General features: G+C 31.6%; 15 protein-coding genes. 4 read left to right on the forward strand and 11 right to left on the reverse strand.

Going from position 1 to position 20406, the window contains the following annotated elements:
• Positions 1-198: 198 nt before the first annotated feature.
• The 3 genes from CLOCEL_RS12840 to CLOCEL_RS12850 all read right to left on the reverse strand — a co-directional run bounded on the left by CLOCEL_RS12840 (position 199) and on the right by CLOCEL_RS12850 (position 2127).
• A complete protein-coding gene (locus tag CLOCEL_RS12840) occupies positions 199-738 on the reverse strand; it encodes a hypothetical protein (RefSeq protein ID WP_010075544.1) in 540 nt (179 codons plus the stop codon).
• 104 nt (positions 739-842) lie between these two features.
• Positions 843-1319 carry a chemotaxis protein CheX gene (locus CLOCEL_RS12845; RefSeq protein ID WP_010075545.1) on the reverse strand — a complete coding sequence of 159 codons (477 nt, stop codon included), beginning with the start codon at positions 1317-1319 and terminating at the stop codon, positions 843-845.
• 490 nt (positions 1320-1809) lie between these two features.
• Positions 1810-2127 carry a hypothetical protein gene (locus CLOCEL_RS12850; protein ID WP_010075546.1) on the reverse strand — a complete coding sequence of 106 codons (318 nt, stop codon included), beginning with the start codon at positions 2125-2127 and terminating at the stop codon, positions 1810-1812.
• A gap of 327 nt (positions 2128-2454) precedes the next feature.
• Here CLOCEL_RS12850 and CLOCEL_RS12855 point away from each other — a divergent pair, with 327 nt between their 5' ends.
• Positions 2455-4197: a glycosyl hydrolase gene (locus tag CLOCEL_RS12855; RefSeq protein ID WP_010075547.1), complete on the forward strand. Its 1743-nt coding sequence runs from the start codon at positions 2455-2457 to the stop codon at positions 4195-4197.
• 33 nt (positions 4198-4230) lie between these two features.
• Complete coding sequence (locus tag CLOCEL_RS12860) at positions 4231-6564, forward strand: glycoside hydrolase family 9 protein (RefSeq protein ID WP_010075548.1); 2334 nt, start codon at positions 4231-4233, stop codon at positions 6562-6564.
• Positions 6565-6651: 87 nt separating this feature from the next.
• Here the strand turns inward: CLOCEL_RS12860 and CLOCEL_RS12865 are convergent, their stop codons facing one another.
• On the reverse strand, positions 6652-7017 hold the full coding sequence (locus CLOCEL_RS12865; protein WP_010075549.1) for a response regulator: 366 nt from the start codon (positions 7015-7017) through the stop codon (positions 6652-6654).
• A 711-nt stretch (positions 7018-7728) separates the two neighbouring features.
• Here CLOCEL_RS12865 and CLOCEL_RS12870 point away from each other — a divergent pair.
• Positions 7729-9219, forward strand: a complete 1491-nt coding sequence (locus tag CLOCEL_RS12870) for a methyl-accepting chemotaxis protein (protein ID WP_010075550.1) — start codon at positions 7729-7731, stop codon at positions 9217-9219.
• A gap of 296 nt (positions 9220-9515) precedes the next feature.
• Here the strand turns inward: CLOCEL_RS12870 and CLOCEL_RS12875 are convergent, their stop codons facing one another.
• Positions 9516-12365 (reverse strand): response regulator, encoded by a 2850-nt coding sequence (locus tag CLOCEL_RS12875; RefSeq protein ID WP_010075551.1) that lies wholly within the window; start codon positions 12363-12365, stop codon positions 9516-9518.
• Between the two features lie 17 nt (positions 12366-12382).
• Positions 12383-13453: an HD-GYP domain-containing protein gene (locus tag CLOCEL_RS12880; protein WP_010075552.1), complete on the reverse strand. Its 1071-nt coding sequence runs from the start codon at positions 13451-13453 to the stop codon at positions 12383-12385.
• Between the two features lie 493 nt (positions 13454-13946).
• On the opposite strand from CLOCEL_RS12880, the gene CLOCEL_RS12885 reads away from it, so the two are divergent.
• The gene (locus tag CLOCEL_RS12885) at positions 13947-14420 is read left to right on the forward strand and encodes a complex I 24 kDa subunit family protein (protein ID WP_010075553.1); all 474 of its coding nucleotides are present in this window, start codon (positions 13947-13949) and stop codon (positions 14418-14420) included.
• Between the two features lie 16 nt (positions 14421-14436).
• Here CLOCEL_RS12885 and CLOCEL_RS12890 read toward each other — a convergent pair whose 3' ends face one another.
• The 5 genes from CLOCEL_RS12890 to nuoF form a co-directional block, all read right to left on the reverse strand.
• Positions 14437-15192, reverse strand: coding sequence for an ATP-binding protein (locus CLOCEL_RS12890; RefSeq protein ID WP_010075554.1), 756 nt, complete (start codon positions 15190-15192; stop codon positions 14437-14439).
• Complete coding sequence (locus tag CLOCEL_RS12895) at positions 15189-15935, reverse strand: 2Fe-2S iron-sulfur cluster-binding protein (RefSeq protein ID WP_010075555.1); 747 nt, start codon at positions 15933-15935, stop codon at positions 15189-15191. The genes CLOCEL_RS12890 and CLOCEL_RS12895 overlap by 4 nt, the downstream gene beginning before the upstream one ends.
• A 46-nt stretch (positions 15936-15981) precedes the next feature.
• Entirely contained in the window at positions 15982-16497 is a 516-nt protein-coding gene (locus CLOCEL_RS12900) for a 4Fe-4S dicluster domain-containing protein (protein WP_010075556.1), read from the reverse strand.
• A gap of 2 nt (positions 16498-16499) precedes the next feature.
• Entirely contained in the window at positions 16500-18377 is a 1878-nt protein-coding gene (gene cooS, locus CLOCEL_RS12905) for an anaerobic carbon-monoxide dehydrogenase catalytic subunit (RefSeq protein WP_010075557.1), read from the reverse strand.
• A gap of 71 nt (positions 18378-18448) precedes the next feature.
• Positions 18449-20299, reverse strand: coding sequence for an NADH-quinone oxidoreductase subunit NuoF (gene nuoF / locus CLOCEL_RS12910; protein ID WP_479723141.1), 1851 nt, complete (start codon positions 20297-20299; stop codon positions 18449-18451).
• Positions 20300-20406: the final 107 nt, after the last annotated feature.

Raw genomic sequence — 20406 nt, forward strand, 5'->3', positions numbered from 1 at the left:
GGCGTTCTAATTTTTCTTAAAGATGAAACACTATTTAACTTATTGCATATCTACTTTAAGTTTATCTTGCAAATCACCTTTTATTTCATTAGCTAAGTTTCCATAATAAAGTTTATTATCCTTAGCAAATATGCATCCAAAGTAAACAATAGGATCATCAAAAGTTTTTTGATGTATCTTTTCTTTTGGTGAATTAACCTATATGTAATAAATGTCATCACAGTTATTAAAATCTTCTTTATTATATTTTATCGTTCCAAATGTCTCTTGAAGTTTAACTATCACATCTTTTTCTATTATAATCCTTGCTTCTGCTGTATCTCTATCATTACAAAGAACAAAACTATTGTATTTATCAATATTGCTCTTTATAAAACTTAAATCTTGTAAGTAATTGACCTTAGAATAACTCATAGGATTATCATCTATGACTGTAAAGTGTATATGATCCCTGTCTTCTTTCTCTACTAAAATTTCACCTACATCTAACAAAATATCATTAATAGATCTTTTATCCTTAACACCTAAATGTCCTATACTTTTTAATTCTTTGTTATCTTTAAAGTCATAATTAGATGGGAAATATATATCACCATTTAACTCTACAGGACTATATCTATAATGTTCATTTGTAACATATCTTCCTACTATTATTCCTTGCCTCTTACCATAAAAAATAACAAGTATACAAATAGCTAGTATAAGTATTGTTAATATTATCAAAACTACTTTTTTCATTCATATTACATCCTAACTAATTTTCTTGTCAACAATAATACTTTTGATAATGCAACTAAAAATGTCCTCATAATTTATAAATAGTTTTCAACTTTTCATGCTAACTATGCAATAGCCATTGATAACTCTATATCATCATTATCAACTAAATAACCTAGTGATAAGAACGGCATATCTCCATCACAAGAAATCTTTTCTCCACTTTTATCTAAATTTGCTTCTATATCAACTTTAAAATTACTAATACTTTCTCCATATTCTTGAACTTGCGTTGCAGCTGAGGCTGTTATCCAATTTGCATATTCTCCCAATGCACTAGCTGCATCCTGATCTATTTCTTCAACAGTAGAACCCTCCATTAAAAATCCAATAATTTTCTGAGCAATTTCTTTATCCATAGTAATTATTACTTTTCCATGAATTGTACTTCCACCAAATAAATCAATTATGATGCCTACCCTCTCGCTTACTTCTATGTAATTCTCTGCTTTTTTGTACTTACAAGATAAATCAAATCCCCCCTTCTCTTTCAATGTAGTTTCAAAGGCATTAACAAAACAATTTACAATTTCAGCTTTCATTTCGCACCCCTATTTATTATTAATTTTTGTTTATTTTAAAGCAGATTATATATGTATTAAATCCACCCATATAACACTATGAAAAATACTTATTAATTATCCACTTGTAAATAATTATATTTAAAATCTTGTGATAATATAATTACATTTCCATTACTTTTCTCTGCTTAGATATGGAATACATGTTAATCATATAGTTCTTTATCGAAGAATATCTAGTTAAATTAATACATTCAGTTTAATATTAATAATAACCTCTCCTTAACTACTAATAACAAAGTTTAAAATTTTACTCTATTAAATCTTAATATTTATCATATTCTGAATCCTTTTTTATCACTGATTACAAAGTATTAAAATGTGAGATAAACATTCTTAGTTTAAATTAATTAGAACAAAGCTCATAACTAACATATATAAAAATGTTAATTATGAGCTTTCGATATGTATTTTTAGTAAAACTACTATAAAAAATTATCTTCTTTTCATTTTACCAATTCTTTCCACCACGTCTCCAATCACTTCCAATAAAACCGCCAAAAATTGCATCTCGTATAGCAAAACATAATCCTAGTAATATTCCAAATACTATATCACTAAAATTGTACTTAGCTTTTACACCCGCACATAAGGTAATAAGAAAAATAAAAGTTAAATCACTATATAGTTTTTTTCTCTTCAACTCGCCTGTCCTTTTTTGGATTGAAACAAATAGTTGTAAACCACTTTTATTTAATGCACTTAGTATAATGGAAAATACTATGGCAAATATAAATGAAAATACTATTACTTTAACAAAAGATATCATTAAGGAACACCCCTTCTTTAGTTTTAATTCTTATTATATAAATTTATATGTAATTAAAGCATCATACAATTACTATAATATATTTTCAAAGATTGATAAAGCAAATATTCTTTAGATTTAATTAATTTCACTTGAAATTTTTATTTAATAAATCCTTATTACACTAAAAAAACAATAAACCTATAACAATAAATGACAAAAAATCAATTGTAAAGTCTATAGAAATGTCATAAAATAGATATATATGTGCCTATTTTATGACATTTTTAAAAAAACTTATAAAATGGGTAAATATATTATACACTATTATAAAATGGGGGGGTTTTTATGAATAAGAAAACCATTACAAAGGTTTTCTCAATACTATCGTCAACAGCGATGCTGCCGATACTGTCATCTATCAATGTAACAGCTGATACTGTCACAACAGAAGGTGTTAAGTATGAATTTGAGAAAGGTATTAGCAATGGTGCTCAAATCTATACTGATTACACAGGAACTACTGATGATGGTCTACCAATAGACCTAAAAGGAGCTTCTTGTAGCTTTATTGGTCAAAAAGGAACAAGTACTTCTGTGGATATTAACGTTGACAAAGCAGGACTATATGAACTAATAGTCAATTATGCTGAGCCGTTTGACAAAAACAAAAAAGTTCAGTACCTAAATGTAAACGGTACAAATCAAGGAGAGGTTAGTTTTCCATATTCATTAGGATGGAAAAATCTTTCTGCAGGCATTGTGAAACTTAATGCTGGAACTAATAATATTCAGTTTGAAAGTTATTGGGGATATACCTTCTTTGATTATTTAATTGTTAAACCAGCAGATGAATCTATTACAAATCTTAAAGGTGATAAAACATTAGTTAATCCTAATGCTACTAACGAAGCAAAAGCTCTAAAGAGTTATCTTGCCGATGTGTATGGCAAACATATAATTTCTGGACAACAAGAACTTTGTGGTTCACATAACTATTCTGGATCTGAAAGTGACTTTGCCTACATAAAAGAAAAGACCGGAAAAATGCCTGCATTAAGAGGGTTTGATTTTATGAATTATAGAGGAAATGGCTTACTTTGGGATGATAATTGTGCTGAACGTGTTATTGATTGGTACAAGAACCAAAATGGAATACCAACAGTTTGTTGGCATTGGTTCTCGCCTGGAAACATTGGTAAAAAAGGTGATTCAAGCTTCTACACTAAAGATACAACTTTCAGTATTTCAAAAGCATTAACTCCAGGAACAGAAGAAAATACTGCAATGATGAATGATATCGAACTTATGGCTGGAAAGTTCAAACAACTTCAAGATGCAGGAGTTCCAGTACTTTTCCGACCTCTTCATGAAGCAGAAGGTGGCTGGTTTTGGTGGGGTGCTGAAGGTCCAGAAAATTGCGTAAAACTTTATAGACTTCTATACGACCAATTCACAAACAAATACGGCTTAAATAATCTTATCTGGGTTTGGACTTCCTATACTTACGAAACATCACCTCAGTGGTATCCTGGTGATGATGTAGTTGATATTGTTGGTTATGATAAATACAACGCTAAAGATGGGAAACCTAATGGAAGTGCAATTTCTTCTACCTTCTACAACCTAGTTCAAGCTACAGGCGGAAAAAAACTAGTAACTATGAGCGAAAATGATACAATTCCTCAAGTTTCAAATCTTACAAATGAAATGGCTGGATGGTTATATTTCTGTCCATGGTATGGTTATTGGCTTACAGGAGAACAAAATAATCCAGTTTCTTGGCTTAATGAAATATACAACAGCGATTACTGTATAACTTTAGATGAGCTTCCTAATCTTAAAACCTATCCTATATCATCAACTATTGACCCTAAAATCACATATGGAGATTTAAATGGTGATACAAAAATAAACGCAATTGATATGGCTTTAATGAAAAGTTATCTACTTGGAAATATAACTGAATTCAAAGTTCCAATTGCAGCTGCAGATTTAGATGGAAATAAATCAGTAAATGCAATTGATTTGGCATTACTAAAAAAATACCTACTTGGTAATTTATCAATTTTCCCATCAAATGGAAAGTAATTAGCAAATAATTTTTAGAAAGGATGATATAAAATGAAAAAATACGGTTTCTTTTCAAAAAAAACAAAATCTTCTATCATAAGTGCTATAGTTTCTTCTGTATTACTTAGTTCTGTTAGTACAATTAATACAAAAGCAGCTGATTTAGAATTTAACTATGCAAAAGCCTTACAATATTCTCAATTTTTCTATGATGCAAATATGTGTGGTACTGGTGTTAATGAAAATGGTCTTTACAATTGGAGAGGAGATTGTCATACTTATGATGCAAAACTTCCACTCGATTCTAAAAACACTAATATGAGTGATAGTTTTATCCTAGCTAATAAAACTATCCTTGACCCTGATGGAGATGGAACAGTTGATGTTTCTGGCGGTTTTCACGACGCAGGGGACCATGTGAAATTTGGTATGCCTGAGGCATATTCTGGCTCAACCTTAGGTTGGGGATTTTATGAATTTAGAAAACAATATGAAGCCACAGGACAAGATGCTCATGCAAAAACACTTTTAAGATATTTCAATGATTATTTTATGAAATGTACGTTCTTAGATAGCTCTGGAAAGGCTATTGCCTTCTGTTACCAGGTCGGTGATGGTGATATTGATCACGCTTATTGGAACGCACCTGAAATCGATGAAATGTTTAGACGTGGTTGGTTTGCTACTGACGAACTACCATCAACTGATGTTTTAGCTGCAACAGCTGCTTCACTTGCAATAAACTATATGAATTTTAAGGATGAAGACCCTGCATATGCAGAAAAAAGCCTTAAATATGCAAAAGCTTTATTCCAATTTGCAGAAAGATCTGACACTAAAAAATGTAACGCTGATGGTCCAAAAGGCTATTATGGTTCATCTAAGTGGCAAGATGATTATTGCTGGGCTGGTTCATGGCTATACTTAGCAACTCAGGACGAGCATTATCTAAATGAAGTATTTAAATATTATGACTATTATGCAGCTTCTTGCTGGACTCATTGTTGGAATGATGTTTGGGCAGGTACAACATGTGTTTTAAGTGAAATAGATGATTTATACGATAAGGATGGACAAGTTCTTGAAAATAAATTTAGAACAGCTGCTAATAAGAGTCCATATGAAGAAATAAACTTCTGGAGCCAAATAGCAAAAACAGTAGATAATTGGATGACAGGAAAAACAGTTACTATAACACCTGGTGGATATTCATTCCTGAACCAATGGGGTTCTGCTAGATATAATACTTCTGCTCAACTATTAGCACTTGTATATGATAAACACCATGGCAACACAGCATCAAAATATAGTGAGTGGGCAAAATCTCAAATGCAATATCTAATGGGAGAAAATCCTGCTAATCGTTGCTATATTGTAGGGTACAATGATATAGCTGCGAAATTCCCACATCATAGAGCTGCATCAGGTTTATCTAAATGTGAAGATCCAGCATCACATAGATATGTACTTTACGGTGCTTTAGTAGGTGGACCAGGTTCAAGTGATGAACATAAGGATGTAACCTCAGACTATATTTATAACGAAGTAACAATAGATTATAACGCTGCATTTGTTGGAGCATGTGCTGGACTTTACAACTTCTTTGGAGATTCTTCAATGACAGTTACTCCAAACTTCCCACCAAAAGCAAGTACAGGTGATGATCCTTCTACAGGTGGAACTTCTTATTGGGTTAATGCTTTTGGAGTTGATATAGCACAAGCTGATGGACCAAAAGCTACCGAAGTAACATTATTTGTAGGTTCTGATACCAGAACACCTTCAAAGAACATATCTGTTAGATATTATTTTGATGCTACTGGAATGTCATCTCTTGCTGCTGATAAAATTGAAATGAGACAATTATATGATCAAGCAGCGGCAGAAACAACTTATAAAGCTACTCTTTCAGGCCCTAAGCAATATAAAGATAATATTTACTACATAGAAATATCTTGGCCAGGTTATGCAATTGCTAATTCTAACAAGAAATATCAATTTGCCCTTGGTACATATGCTTACCAAAACTATTGGAATCCTACTGATGACTGGAGCCATCAAGGATTAAGTATTGAATCAAGCAATTGGACAGGAACCCCTGTAAAAACAGATCATATTTGTGTTTATGATAATGGTGTCCTTGTAGGAGGAACTGAACCAGATGGTACTACTCCAAGCAAACCTGTTACACCTACGATCATAAAAGGTGATATAAACAATGATGGAAAAATAAATGCTCTAGATTTAGCATTTCTTAAAATGCATATATTAGGCACTAAAACTCTTACAGATAATGCTCTAATAGCAGCAGATTATGACTCGAACAATGCTATAAATGCGATAGATTTAATTAAGATAAAAAAATATATCTTAGGACAAGCATAAATTATTCTTATTAACTTAGAAAATAGTAAAAACCTTACTCCTAAAGTAACCTTTGGAGTGAGGTTTTTCATTTGATTTCTTATAGTCTTAAAGGTATTGTTCTATTGTTTTTAATAAAACCCCTGTATCCACTGGCTTCTTAATATAATTTTTAGCACCTAGTTTCATACATTCTTCTTTTATACTCTCATCTCCTGATGCGGTTATTATTATTACAACTGTTTCTGGATTAATTTTAATCATCTCAGTTAATACTTCCATACCTCCCCATCTATTTTCAGAGATATCTAAGTCTAAGGTAACAATATCTGGCTTTACAGTATTAAAAACATCAATAGCATAATCCTTTTCTGGTGCATCAAACACCAAGTATTTATCTGTTTTTTTGATGATCTTTGTTAGAAACATTCGCATATAAGATGAATCATCAACAACTAATATCTTCTTTTTCATAGTGATCCTTCCTATTTATTAAAACATTTTTATTTGAAAATACATCCTTAATCACTTAATTTATTTATTTCATAATGCTAATATTAATAGTTTCTCCTTCACGACAATACTTCTCAGTATAGCCTTGATACTTTTTACTAAAGCAACTGTTTTAGCTTAAGTTTCTTAATATATTTTTTCTTGACACAAAGTTAGATAGAATATTTGAATCATATCATATCCATATATATGATTCAAACTCATTCAACCTTAAAAACTTTTTTTGATTATTATGCATTTATTATTCTACAACTCTTTATAGTTTATACTTAGCATCATACACATATCTGGTTGTATCGCAAAAATGAACCTAAACCACTCTTTACTAAAAATTTATTATATTGAATTCTTGCTGAATATAAACTCTTTTCTTGCAATAATTAAAATAGCAAATATATATATTCTAAATTTAGTTTTCTATTATTCCTAAATTGGAAACCTAATCAGAAAACATTATTATTGATTTTCAAGGTATGTTTTAATGTGTATTTTAGGATCGGGGAGTTCAGATCCTTTTTGGGAACTGAGAAAATATATTTTACAATATCTGCATATAGTTATCATTACTTTTTTCGAATATATTTATTAGAAGTTATATATATCAACATACAACTTCATAATAGCTTAACACAACAAATTTAATTTAATAAAATCACTGAAAGGATGTATAATATGAACACTGAAACCTCTTCAATTTACAATGTTAAAAATGTGCACTTGGTAAACCTTGTAGTTGTAATAATTGTATCTTTACTAATTTTTATATTAACTTTGGTAAGTGATGGACTCTCTGCTTCTATACCGGTCTTTGTGGAAGATGTTGTCATTTGGGTAGTCCTCACAGCAATCTATTTTTCTAAGTTACGCGATAATGTTAAAGCATTGATTTTTAGTTTAGCCCCATTACTTGCTGGGACAATGGCATTTATAAACAATCCTGTCACTGATGTAGGAAATCATTACCTTATATTTATCTCTATAGCTATGATAACTCTATACTTTCATAATAAATTAATAGCAGCTCATCAAGTTATAACAAATGTAACCTTTATTTTTATATATATAATTAGTGGTCCCAAACTATTAATTAACCCTGAAGCTAACATATGGTCTTTTGTATATATACTAATTTGCACTAACGGTGTCTTAGCTCTACTATATTTTCTTACAAAATGGGGAAAAGGAACAGTAAATGAAGCTATAAGAAAAGAAAAGATTGCTGCAGATCTTTCCTTAAAATTAAGCAATTCCTTAGAAGAAATAAAGAATAGTTCAAATCTATTAAATGGAGTTGTTATTAACTTTGACAAAAGCATTAACTCCTCCAAAGAAGCTATATCAACCATGAATACCAACATGCAAGAGATGGCAAATGGTGTTACTGAGCAAGCTGAAAATATAAGTACTATCAATGATAAAATGAATATTGCTTCAGAGAATGTATTAAAAAATAATGAGATAACTAATGATATAAATTCTGAATCCTCTAAGATGGTTGAAGAAATCACAGATGGTTCTTCTAAGATTAAAAAAATGAATACCCAAATGGATATAATATATCAAGCAGTAAATGCATCATTTGGCACAGTAACTAACCTTCAAGATAAAATAATTGAAATAAATAAATACCTTGAAGGTATAAACCAAATTGCTGAGCAAACCAACCTTTTAGCATTAAATGCAGCTATCGAAGCTGCTAGAGCTGGAGAAAATGGTAAAGGCTTCGCTGTTGTTGCTGAAGAAGTTCGAAAATTAGCTGAAGAAAGTTCAACAACAGTAAAGGATATAAATACTATAATAAATACTATCAATCAACAGACAACGTTGGTTGTTGACAAAGTTAAATCAGGGGATACCGCTGTTGAAGTTGGTAAAAAGCTACTTTCAGAAGTAAGTGAAAACTTTTCAGTAATAGAAAATAATATGCTTAAAACCAGCAAACGTCTAGAAGAAAGCTCTGAAATAAGTAATGAAACTTCTAGAGAATTCATGGAGATACTAGAAAATGTTAATTCCATCGCTGCCATTTCAGAACAACAAGTAGCTAGCATACAGGAATTATCAGCTACAGCTGAAAGTACTAATGCAGATATTGTTATGATTAGTAATTCTGTAAATGAAATTAAAACTCTAAGTAATTCATTAGAAAAAATGGCTCATTAGGGATATCTTTAGAATTAAAATAGGGAGAGACGCTTGTGATTAAATTTTAATCACGAGCGTCTCTCCTTTCCGGTTTAAAACAAGAATTTTCCAAATACTTAAAATATCACATCAGTCATTTGAAGATTTCTGAATTTTAAGCGCACTCAAATAGACCTAGTTCTTTTATTCCTCAATTAGGCAATAATTTTTAATTCATTAAGCTAATTCTGAGTTCTTTGATTTTGTATTTTCCAATGTAATTTGTTAATGTTGTAACCAAAACAAAGCAAAATAAAATCTTTAATATAGCGAAATCAACATAATATCTTTTTCATTTCTGTGAAGAGCCTTAAGCAATCATTCGTCTGATGTTTCTTAGCTGCTTCTTCGAGCTTTATTGCTAATTCATATATAGAAGTTATTCTTAAAGTTCCAGCTGAACCTTTTAACTCATGACCAAGCTTAGCCAATTTTCTAAAATCATTACCATCAATTGCTTTATTAATTCCTTTTAGTAAACCAGGCAAACACGCTATATATTCTTCAAAGATTTCTTTTGCATCCTCTTCTCCAAGTCCTGTAACTTTAGTAAAACAATGAAGATATTTATCAATAATACTAATATAGCTGATTGAAAATTCTTGTTCTTTTATACTTTCCTCTATAATCTTAAACATTTTATTAAAATTGATTGGCTTACTGATATAATCATCCATTCCAGCTTCGATACACTTCTCACTGTCACCTTCCATTGCATTAGCAGTCATTGCAACAATCCTTGTATGCTTCTTATTCCCTTCAAGCTTTCTTATCTTAGCTGTACTTTCATATCCATCCATTGTAGGCATCTGACAATCCATGAAAATAATGTCATAATCTTTTTTTTCTACAGCTTTTAAAGCTTCACTTCCATCAACTGCCACATCACAAGTGAAATTACGTGATTTAATCATGCTTATAAAAATTTTACGATTTATTTCATTATCTTCAACTAATAAAATTTTAGGGATTAACCTATTCTTAGTTTCGCTAATAGCATCCTTAATTTCAATTTTCCTATTCTCTTCATCCTCCTTTTGTAAACCAAAGATTTTACTAATACAATTCAATAAATCTTTTCTCCTTATTGGCTTAAATAAGGAAGATAAAAATCCGTTTTCTTGTGCAACATTAGATTCTCCCTTTTGACTTAAGTTTATTAAAAGTATGAGTTTAATTTCCTTAGCAAAAGGTATAGTCTTTATTGTCGTTGCAAGCTCATAACCAGTCATATCTGACATTTGATAATCTATAATGGCTATATCTATTCTATTTTCTGTATTAGCATTTGAAATAATTATATTAATGGCATTTCCTGCATTCTTAGCTTCAAATATATTAACTCCAGTTCCTTGAAAATTTGATTTAATGATATTTATATTATTCTCATTGCCATCGACAATTATAATATTTTTACCTTTCAGTTTGTCAAATAGGCATCTTTGTTCTGATGCTCTTTTGGCAATCTTTAAATTTACATTGAATTTAAAGGTTGACCCCTCACCCAATTTACTTTCAACTCTGATATCCCCACCCATCATTTTAATCAACTCATAGGATATAGGAAGACCTAAACCAGTTCCTCCATATTTCCTAGTTGTAGACGCATCTGCTTGATTAAAAGCTTCAAACACTTTAGGGATATCTTCTGTAGCAATTCCAATTCCAGTGTCTTCTACTTCAAAATTAACTAAAGCTATTTCATGATCTTTTTCAAGATAATCCATTGAAATAGAGACATAACCCTTTTCCGTGAATTTCACTGCATTATATATAAGATTATTTAATATTTGTCTTAACCTTGATGGGTCACCAATAACCTCCTCTGGGACATCTTCTTTAATCCTCACATAAAGTTCAAGGCCTTTTTCTGCTGCTTTAGGTGCAAGAAGCGAAACAGTATCCTCTATAGCATCCCTTAAATTAAAGCTTATATTTTCCATAATCAATTTTCTAGCTTCGATTTTTGATAAATCCAAAATATCATTAATAATATGTAGCAATACTTCTGATGCAGATTTTGCTTCACGTATAAACTCCTTTTGTTCCGATGATAAATTAGTCAATTCTAAAAGTTCAAGAAATCCAAATATACCATTCATAGGAGTCCTTATTTCACGAGACATATTTGCCAAAAATTTACTTTTTGCAATATTTGCTGCCTCTGCTTCCTCCTTTGCTTTATACAATTGAGCTTCAGCACTTCTCTGCTTTGTTATATCTACTGCTGTACAAATGATGTATTTTATGTTTCCAATAGTATCTCTTTGAGGAATCCCTTTAACATTAAGTAGCCTTTTTTCCCCCTTATAATTATTTATTTCAAGTTCCTTTTCTGCTAGTTCGTTCTTTTCAAACAAATCCCAACTTAGCTGAGACAAGGCATTAGCAGTATCTATATCAAATACATCATAAAAATCTTGATATTCTAACTCAACTTTATTTTTTCCAAAGAATTTTGCATGAGTTTCGTTAACTGTAGCATAAGAGGTGACATTGCTTAAAGCCCAAATTTGTGATTGAGCATTATCAAGTAAGATTGCTTGCCCATCAAGTATTGACTCATACGCTTTTTCTCTTATAAGCCTTTCCTTCAGATATGAAAAAGCTCTTGATATATATTTAAGGGTTTTAATTCTTTCTGCTTCCCATGTTATAGGTTTAGTCAGGCTTTCATAACCAATGAATCCAATAATTTTCTTTTGACTTTTTAACGGAATCATAAGGAAAGCTTTTATTCCTTCTTTATTAAAAACTTCCGCTTCAAACATCGCTTCTTCCGGAAGTTCTTTCATATTGCTTATTGCAATATAATCATTATTCCTAATACCTCGAACTAACCATGGAAGAGCATAAACTACTTCTTCTTCAACTATCTTTCTTTTAGGTTTTATATTTTCTTTACTCCACTGAGATTCAAGTTTCATAGAAGACATGTCTTTTGAAAAGTAATATATATAAATTCTATCTAAATCAAAAAATAAACCAATTTCATTCAATGCTATTATCAACTCTGCATGGTAATTAACACTATCTACGTCTAAAAAATTTTGAAAGGTATTATTTATTAATTTTAGACACTCACTGAAATAACTATCATTTGCATATATTTCTCTATTACTCATAAAATTTCTCCCCAAAATTAAATTTCACAGGTTTTTATAATAAAGAGAGTTAATTCTGTTAATAAATCTATTTCATATGGTATTGAAAGAGTATTTCCATCTTTATCAAATATGACTCTTACGACTGGTCGTAGCGGCATTGATCTATTTTGTTTTATCACTAATCCCTTTTCATTTGAACTCAATATTACTCCACTTCCTGTTGGGAAAGCAGCTATATTCATTGTAAATTTTCTTACTACCTTTTCATCAAAATAAACGTTACTCATGCCCACAAGATATTCAGTAACTTCATAAACAGTTTTACCTTCACTTTCATTCCTGCCGCTTATTAAGTTATCAAAGGTATTGCATATAGACACTATTTTTGCAATTTGATTTATCTCTTCAGCCTTTAACTTTAATGGATATCCACTACCATTACATCTTTCATGATGCATTAATACAGCTATCTTAACATGTGCATTCCAAATATGTTGTTCTGCTAAAAAATCATATCCAACCTTAGGATGCATCATTTCAATATATTTATCTAATTCCTCATCACTTTTAAACTGCGATAAAATTTTTTTATCGTTTAAAATTTTTATTTTACCAATATCATGGAGAATTGCCCCTGTAGCTATATCCCTAAGTATTCCCATATTATATCCCATATGAGTTCCTATTATCGTAGACATAACACAGACATTTACAGAATGAGAGTATATATTTTTATCATTTGCATTTATTTCTGCTACATTTATTAAAACATTTTTATTTGAAAGCACATCCTCAATCACCGAAGTCACTGACTTCATAATACTACTATTGATAGTTTTTCCTTCTCGATAATATTTCCCAATCATTTCTTTAATAGCATGCTTACACATTTGCCTTGTCTTATTGGAGATACTCTCTTCTATAAGCACATCTTTTGATATCTCATCCTCTATATATACCGATTGTATTCCCAGTTCTTTTATCCTTTTAACATAATACTCATTTAGTTTTACTCCACCACCAAGTAAAACCCTACCTGCTTCATCAAAAATCTTCTTTCCAAGTATTTCATCCCCTTTTAAATTGGAGACATTAACCATCCTCATATAAAATCCTCCAAATTAATCGTCCATTTGTAATCGATGTAAAAACTCCATTTATATACCTCTTACTGTTAAAAACACCCAAAATCACTACAGAGCCAAATATCTTAATATATATGTTCAGATAAATAAACTACGCTTTTAAAGTTACAGTATATTAATTGATGTAGGAACCTTCTTAAAACTCATATACTTATAGAATTCCTAAATATCATCTTTATTTATTCACTAAGTTAATGTTTTTAACAAAATGTTGAAGTAATCAATAAATTTCTTTTTGAAATAATCTACGAAAACAAAATACAATAATAAGTATATTTCCCAATTTTTATACATTATTGCCGAATTAAAGATAAAACTACACAATTGATAATTTATTCTATGGAATAATTGTTGATTTATGATATCATGATCTAAAGAATACTATGAATTATATATTTTTATAATTTAGACTTGTGATAAAGACAAAACTAGCTATTATGAACGGAGGATTTACGTGAACAAAACATTTGATTTTAACTTTATTGACGGTATTATTGATGGTCTCGGATGCAAAGAAAGCTCAATTGTCCATCTCTTACAAAGTATACAAAACCACTATGGTTTTCTACCTAAAGAAGTTTTTTCATATCTCTCGCAGAAACTTGATATAAGTGAAGCAAGAATCTATAGTGTAGCCACCTTCTATAAGAATTTTTCCCTAGACCCCAAGGGGAAATATATTATAAAGGTTTGTGATGGCACTGCTTGTCATGTTAAAAAGTCCATTCCTGTTTTAGACAGACTACGTAAGGAATTAAATCTGTCAGAAGTAAAACTTACAACAGATGACCTATTATTTACCGTAGAAACAGTACATTGCCTTGGTGCATGTGGCCGAGCTCCCGTATTAATGGTTAATAATAAAGTATATCCTTCTATGACACCGGATAAAGCTATTGAACTTGTAAAAAATTTAAGCGTGGAATAAAAATCCCACGCTTAAACTATAATTTCTTTTTCAATTCTGACATTATATTTGTAAATTCCTCATCTTCGTCAAATACAGAAGTCCCTTTAAGGTCTGCATCTCTGACACTAGTACTATATGGAATAGTATAGATAATAGGAATACTTAATTTATCTTCAATAATTTTTTTCTCTATCTCATCCTTTACTTTATTCAAAATTGCCACATTATTCTTTATTCCTATATCCTTAGATAACTTATTTATTCTTTCTGCAGTTTCAACAGAACGTAGATTTGGTTCTACAACAGTTATAAGCACATCTATATTTTCTGTAGTCCCTCTTCCTAGATGCTCAATTCCAGCTTCCATATCCATTATTAAGGTATACTCCGATTCGTTTATGTAGTGTTTCAATATTTTTTTAACAAGCGTATTCTCAGCGCAGAAACATCCACTACCTCCTTGTTTAATTGATCCAGCTACTAAAAGCTTCACACCATCATTACACTGAACCCCAAATCTATCTAAAATATCATCTACGGTAAAGTTCAATTTAAACATTTGACCTTCTCCACTGCTTGGCTTTATACCCATCTTTTCTTCGATTAACTCTTCTATTTCAGACAATGGTTTCACATCACCTTGACCTCCACCAAGAGTAGTTATTAAATTTGGAGAGGAGTCTGTATCTAAAGCAATAACCTTTTCTCCTTCCCTAGAAAAAATTCTAGCGATACCTGCAGAAATAGTTGTCTTACCTACTCCACCTTTTCCCGAAATAGCTATTTTCATATTTTTACCCTCCTAAACTTCAACATAGCTTCATTTTTCTTACATTCTTCACATAAATCAAAATCTGTTTTATTAGAATAATCCTTTTGTAATTTCTCTATAATCTTCTTAGTACTAAAGAATTTTCCACATTCCTTACACTTTTTTAACTCAATTGATGTATTAAAATATTCAATATATCTAGTGGAGTCTTCATCTTTAACTTTTATAGTTCCAATAGGACAAATTTCAGCACAAGCCCCACACCCAATACAAACCTCTGAATCAATAAAAAAAGGTGTACCTACTCTAGTTTTATAGCCTCTTCCTATAAAACTTATGGCTTCAATTCCCATCTTTTCCTTACATACTCGAATACACTTACCACAATATAAGAGACACTGATAATTATCACTTTCAAATCTACTTTTTGTAACTCCTATTTTCTGAAATTTCTCTTTTAATTCTTTTGAATCTGGAATTCTTGCAAGTAACAGCTCAGCAATTAATTTTCTTTTTTCTACTATCTCTTCAGTTGACGTAGTAATTATCATACCATCTTCCAAATATCTAGTACAAGCAGTATCTAGCTTTTTACGTCCATTCTTTTCAACCTCCACAATACATAATCTACAACCACCATATGCTTCTAGCCCATGATGATGACATAAGGTTGGAATCTCAATATTCAATTTAACTGCTAATGCTAAAATAGTTTCCTTTTTTTCCACTATAACTTCTCGTCTATCAATAGTTACTTTCATTCTATCACTCCTGATTCATCTATAGCTCTACTAGCAATTATGTTACTTAACCTTGCTGCAAAACACTTAAAAATCTTTCAGTTGCAGCTTCTTTTTTCTTATTAGCTAGTTCTTCTAAAGTGATCAATTTTAAAGCCTTTGTAGGACATCCCCCCACACAAGCGGGCTCCTTCTCCTCTTGTAACCTATCTATACAAAAGTCACACTTAATTATAACGATGTCTGATTTACTTTTCTTTAATATTCCAAATGGGCAAACTTGAACACATAGTTTACATCCTACACATTTACTGTTTTCTATTAAAATTGGTCCTTCATAATCTTTTCTACCTATAGCACCTGTAGGACAAATATTTTCACAAGGAGCATCATCACAATGTCTGCATTGCCAAGGGATATTAACTCCGTTTACAAATTCTACACTCATCCTATACTCAGGTAGAGGGATCTCCTGAACAGCTACAAATAAATCCTTTGAATTAGAATGTTCAATAGCACATTCTAGCTGACAAGTACGACATCCTAAGCACTTATCTAGGGAAATGTCTATGACTTTTTTCATCTTTATCCCCTCTTCCCTAGTAACTGTATTCTTTTATTTTCTATATGTTCAATTATTAGCGCTGCCATTTTCTTAGGGTTACTTTCAACAACAAACTTACCTCCTGTAACCGCTTCTACACCTTCAGTTAATAACTCTACCACTTCACTGCTTCCTAAAATAGGAGGTACTGTCCCTAGAACAGTGAACACTCCTGAAGCAACAAAATAAGTGCCTATAGCCACCGCTTTTTCACTCATCCATTCTGGTGCTGCTCCTGCAACAGGTAAATCTGAGGTTTTTACCCCTAATGCTTCTGCAATTGCAGCTATTGTAACAAGTATTCTTGTGTTATCCACACAACTTCCCATATGTAAACAAGGTGGAATGCCAAGCTTATCACAAACAGCTTTAAGCCCAGCTCCAGCTAATTCAGCACCTTCTAACTTAAATAGACCTGCCTTCATAGCTGCAATTGACCAACACCCTGTTCCTACAACTAAAATATCATTAGCTACTAACTCTTTAGCCACTTCAACATTGCCCCTATCCTGTTCTACTTTAGGATTATTACAGCCTACAATACCTGCTATTCCTTTAATTTTACCTTCTTTAATCACATCAATTAGTGGGTTTAAGGAGCCACCTAAGGCTTCTACTATTGCCTCTAAAGAAAAGCCTACAATTCCATCCATCTTTTCTGAAGGAATTTTAATTTTATCTTTTGTTCTTGCAGGATAATTTTCAATGGCGTTTTTAACAATTTCTCTAGCAATCTCATCTGCCTTTTGTGGCTGAAACTCTATATGTTGTGCTCCAGGTATTCTTGCTTTTTCAGAAGTAGTAATCACTTTTGTATGATAACAATCAGCTACGTCTACAAGAGAAGGCATTATACATTGATAATCTACGACCATAGCATCTACAACACCAGTAGTTATAGCTAATTCTTGTTGCAGAAAGTTACCAGTTGTTGGTATACCATGCCTCATAGAGATTTCATTTCCTGTACAGCACATACCAGCTACTATAATCCCTAATGCACCTTTACTTTTAGCTAACTCTATCATTTCCTTATCTTCAGCTGCCTCAACAATCTTTTCAGATAAAATTGGTACATGCCCATGAGTAATTATGTTTACCTTATCTTCTTCTAACACCCCTAAATTCGCAAAAGTCTTAACAGGTTTAGGAGTACCAAACATCACATCTGAAAATTCAGTAGCAATTAAAGATCCGCCCCAACCGTCCCCAAGAGATGTCCTAATTCCTTGTAAGCTCAAGCTAAGGTAATCAGCATCAACGCCCATATTTGTTCGGTGCATACTTTCTGTAATTTCTCTATCAATATTCCTTGGAGCTACTTTGATACTTGACCAAATGTTTTTTAAGCTTTTAGGGGCGTAGGCATCAGCAAATGTAATAATCTTTTCGTCTTGTTTTCCAAAATCCCAAAGAGCTGTTCTTGCAACCTCTTTAGCAATTTCCGTATTTTCACTTTCTATATCAATTCCTAACTTATAAGCTATCACTTTTAACTTAGTTTCATCCTTGATCTCGTATCCCTCTAATGCTCCTTCTGCCATCGCTTTAAAGACTAATGCTACTTCTCTACCATGATCACCATGAGCTGCTGCTCCGGCTGCTATCATTCTAACTAAATTTCTTGAAACTATTGTGCTAGCTGTAGCACCACACACACCTTTTGAAGTACCTTCCCCAAAAGGATCAATTCTGCATGGTCCCATATTGCAATTCCTACAACATAACCCTAGTTGACCAAAACCACACTGCGGCTGTTGTGCTTCTAATCTATCCCAAACAGTCTGTACACCATCACAATGTGCTTTTTTAATCATTTCCTCTGTTGTATTATCATATGACTTTTTTTTATCTGCCATCGTTATACCCCTCTCCTTTATCTAATTGTTCATGTCAAATATTTCCACACAAAAGTTTAAATTCTCGTCTTTTATGTTTTAATTATGGCATCAAAAGAACAAATTTTTCTACAAGCTCCACACCTTATACATTTATCTGCGTCTATTATATGTCGGCTCCTAACTTGCCCGTTAATTGCATCTACAGCACATACATTCATGCACTTAGTGCATCCTTTACAATCATCCGTAATATAATATTTCACTAATGCGTTGCATACACCAGCTACACATTTTTTATACTTTATATGCTCCTCATACTCATGTCTAAAATATTTTAATGTGGACAATATAGGATTAGGAGCTGCCTGTCCTAACCCACAAAGAGCAGTATCTTTTATTGTTTTCGCCAAATTCTCCAATTGATCTAGATCTTCGATTTTTGCCCTACCATTTACGATTTTCTCTAATATTTCCAACATTCTTCTGGTTCCTTCACTGCAAGGAGTACACTTTCCACAAGATTCTTCTACTGTAAAATTCAAAAAAAACCTTGCCATATCTACCATACAGTTATCTTCATCCATAACTACCAATCCACCTGATCCCATTATAGCTCCTACTTGCAATAAAGAATCATAGTCTACAGGTAAATCTAACTTTTCTTCCGTCAAACACCCTCCTGATGGACCACCTATCTGAACTGCTTTAAATTTTCTATTATTAGGTACTCCCCCACCTATATCATAAATAATTTCTTTCATGGAAATCCCCATCGGAACTTCTACTAAACCAGTATTTTCAATCTTACCTGTTAATGAGAAAACTTTAGTTCCTTTGCTACCTTTAGTACCTATTGAACGAAAAAATTCAGCTCCTCTATTAATAATTATTGGAATATTTGCATAAGTTTCAACATTATTTATGTTGGTCGGCTTTCCCCATAATCCCTCTTCTGCTGGAAATGGTGGTTTAGATCTAGGCATTCCACGTTTTCCTTCTATAGATGCTATCAAAGCAGTCTCTTCACCACAAACAAAAGCTCCAGCACCAACTTTAATCTCTATATTGAAAGAGAACACTTCTCCAAACATTTCTTTTCCTAAGAATCCATACTGTTTTGCTTGATCAATAGCTTTTTCTAATCGTTTAATAGCTAATGGATACTCTGCTCTAACATAAATATATCCTTGGTCGGAACCAATAGAATATGCAGCTATTATCATACCCTCAATAACCTTATGTGGGTCTCCTACCAATATACTTTCATCCATAAAAGCACCAGGATCACCTTCATCAGCATTGCAAATAACATATTTTTTCACTCCAATACTATCCCTAGCAAGCTGCCACTTAAGTCCAGTTAGAAATCCTCCTCCTCCTCGACCTCGAAGTCCTGAATTCTTAACTTCATCAATTACTTCCTGAGGCTTCATTTTGGTTAAAACATTACCTACTGCTTGATAACCACCTTTTGATATATAAGCTTCAATACTTTCTGGATTTATTTCACCACAATTTGATAACACAAGTTTCTGCTGCTTTCTGTAAAAATTTATATCCTCATAAGAATAGATATCTCTTCCACTAATTTGATTTTTATATAATAATCTTTCTACTTTTTCTCCATTTATAAGTTGCCTTTCAACTAATTCTTTTATATCCTCAACTTGCACGTTACAGTAAAAGGTTTTTTCAGGATAAATAATTACAATTGGTCCTTTTTCACATAAGCCATGACAACCGGTTTCTATCAATCTAAACTTATCATCTAGAAAGTTAATAAGTAGTTCTTCTTTTAACTTATCTAGAATTTGTTTACAGCCACAAGAAATACAGCCAGTTCCTCCACAAACCAATATACGTGTTTTTAGATTTTCTAAATTTTCTTGAAATTCCTTCTGCATTTTTTTTAATTGTTTTAACAATTCCAACTTTTTCACCTCCTTAGCATCTCTCTTATAGCTAAGTTTTTATCTTATAGATTTTTATATTCCATTTTCTTGATATGCCAATGTGACAAATTGAAAATTTATTAATTTTATCCTAT

It is taken from the genome of Clostridium cellulovorans 743B, assembly GCF_000145275.1.
GTDB classification, from domain to species: Bacteria; Bacillota; Clostridia; order Clostridiales; family Clostridiaceae; genus Clostridium_K; species Clostridium_K cellulovorans.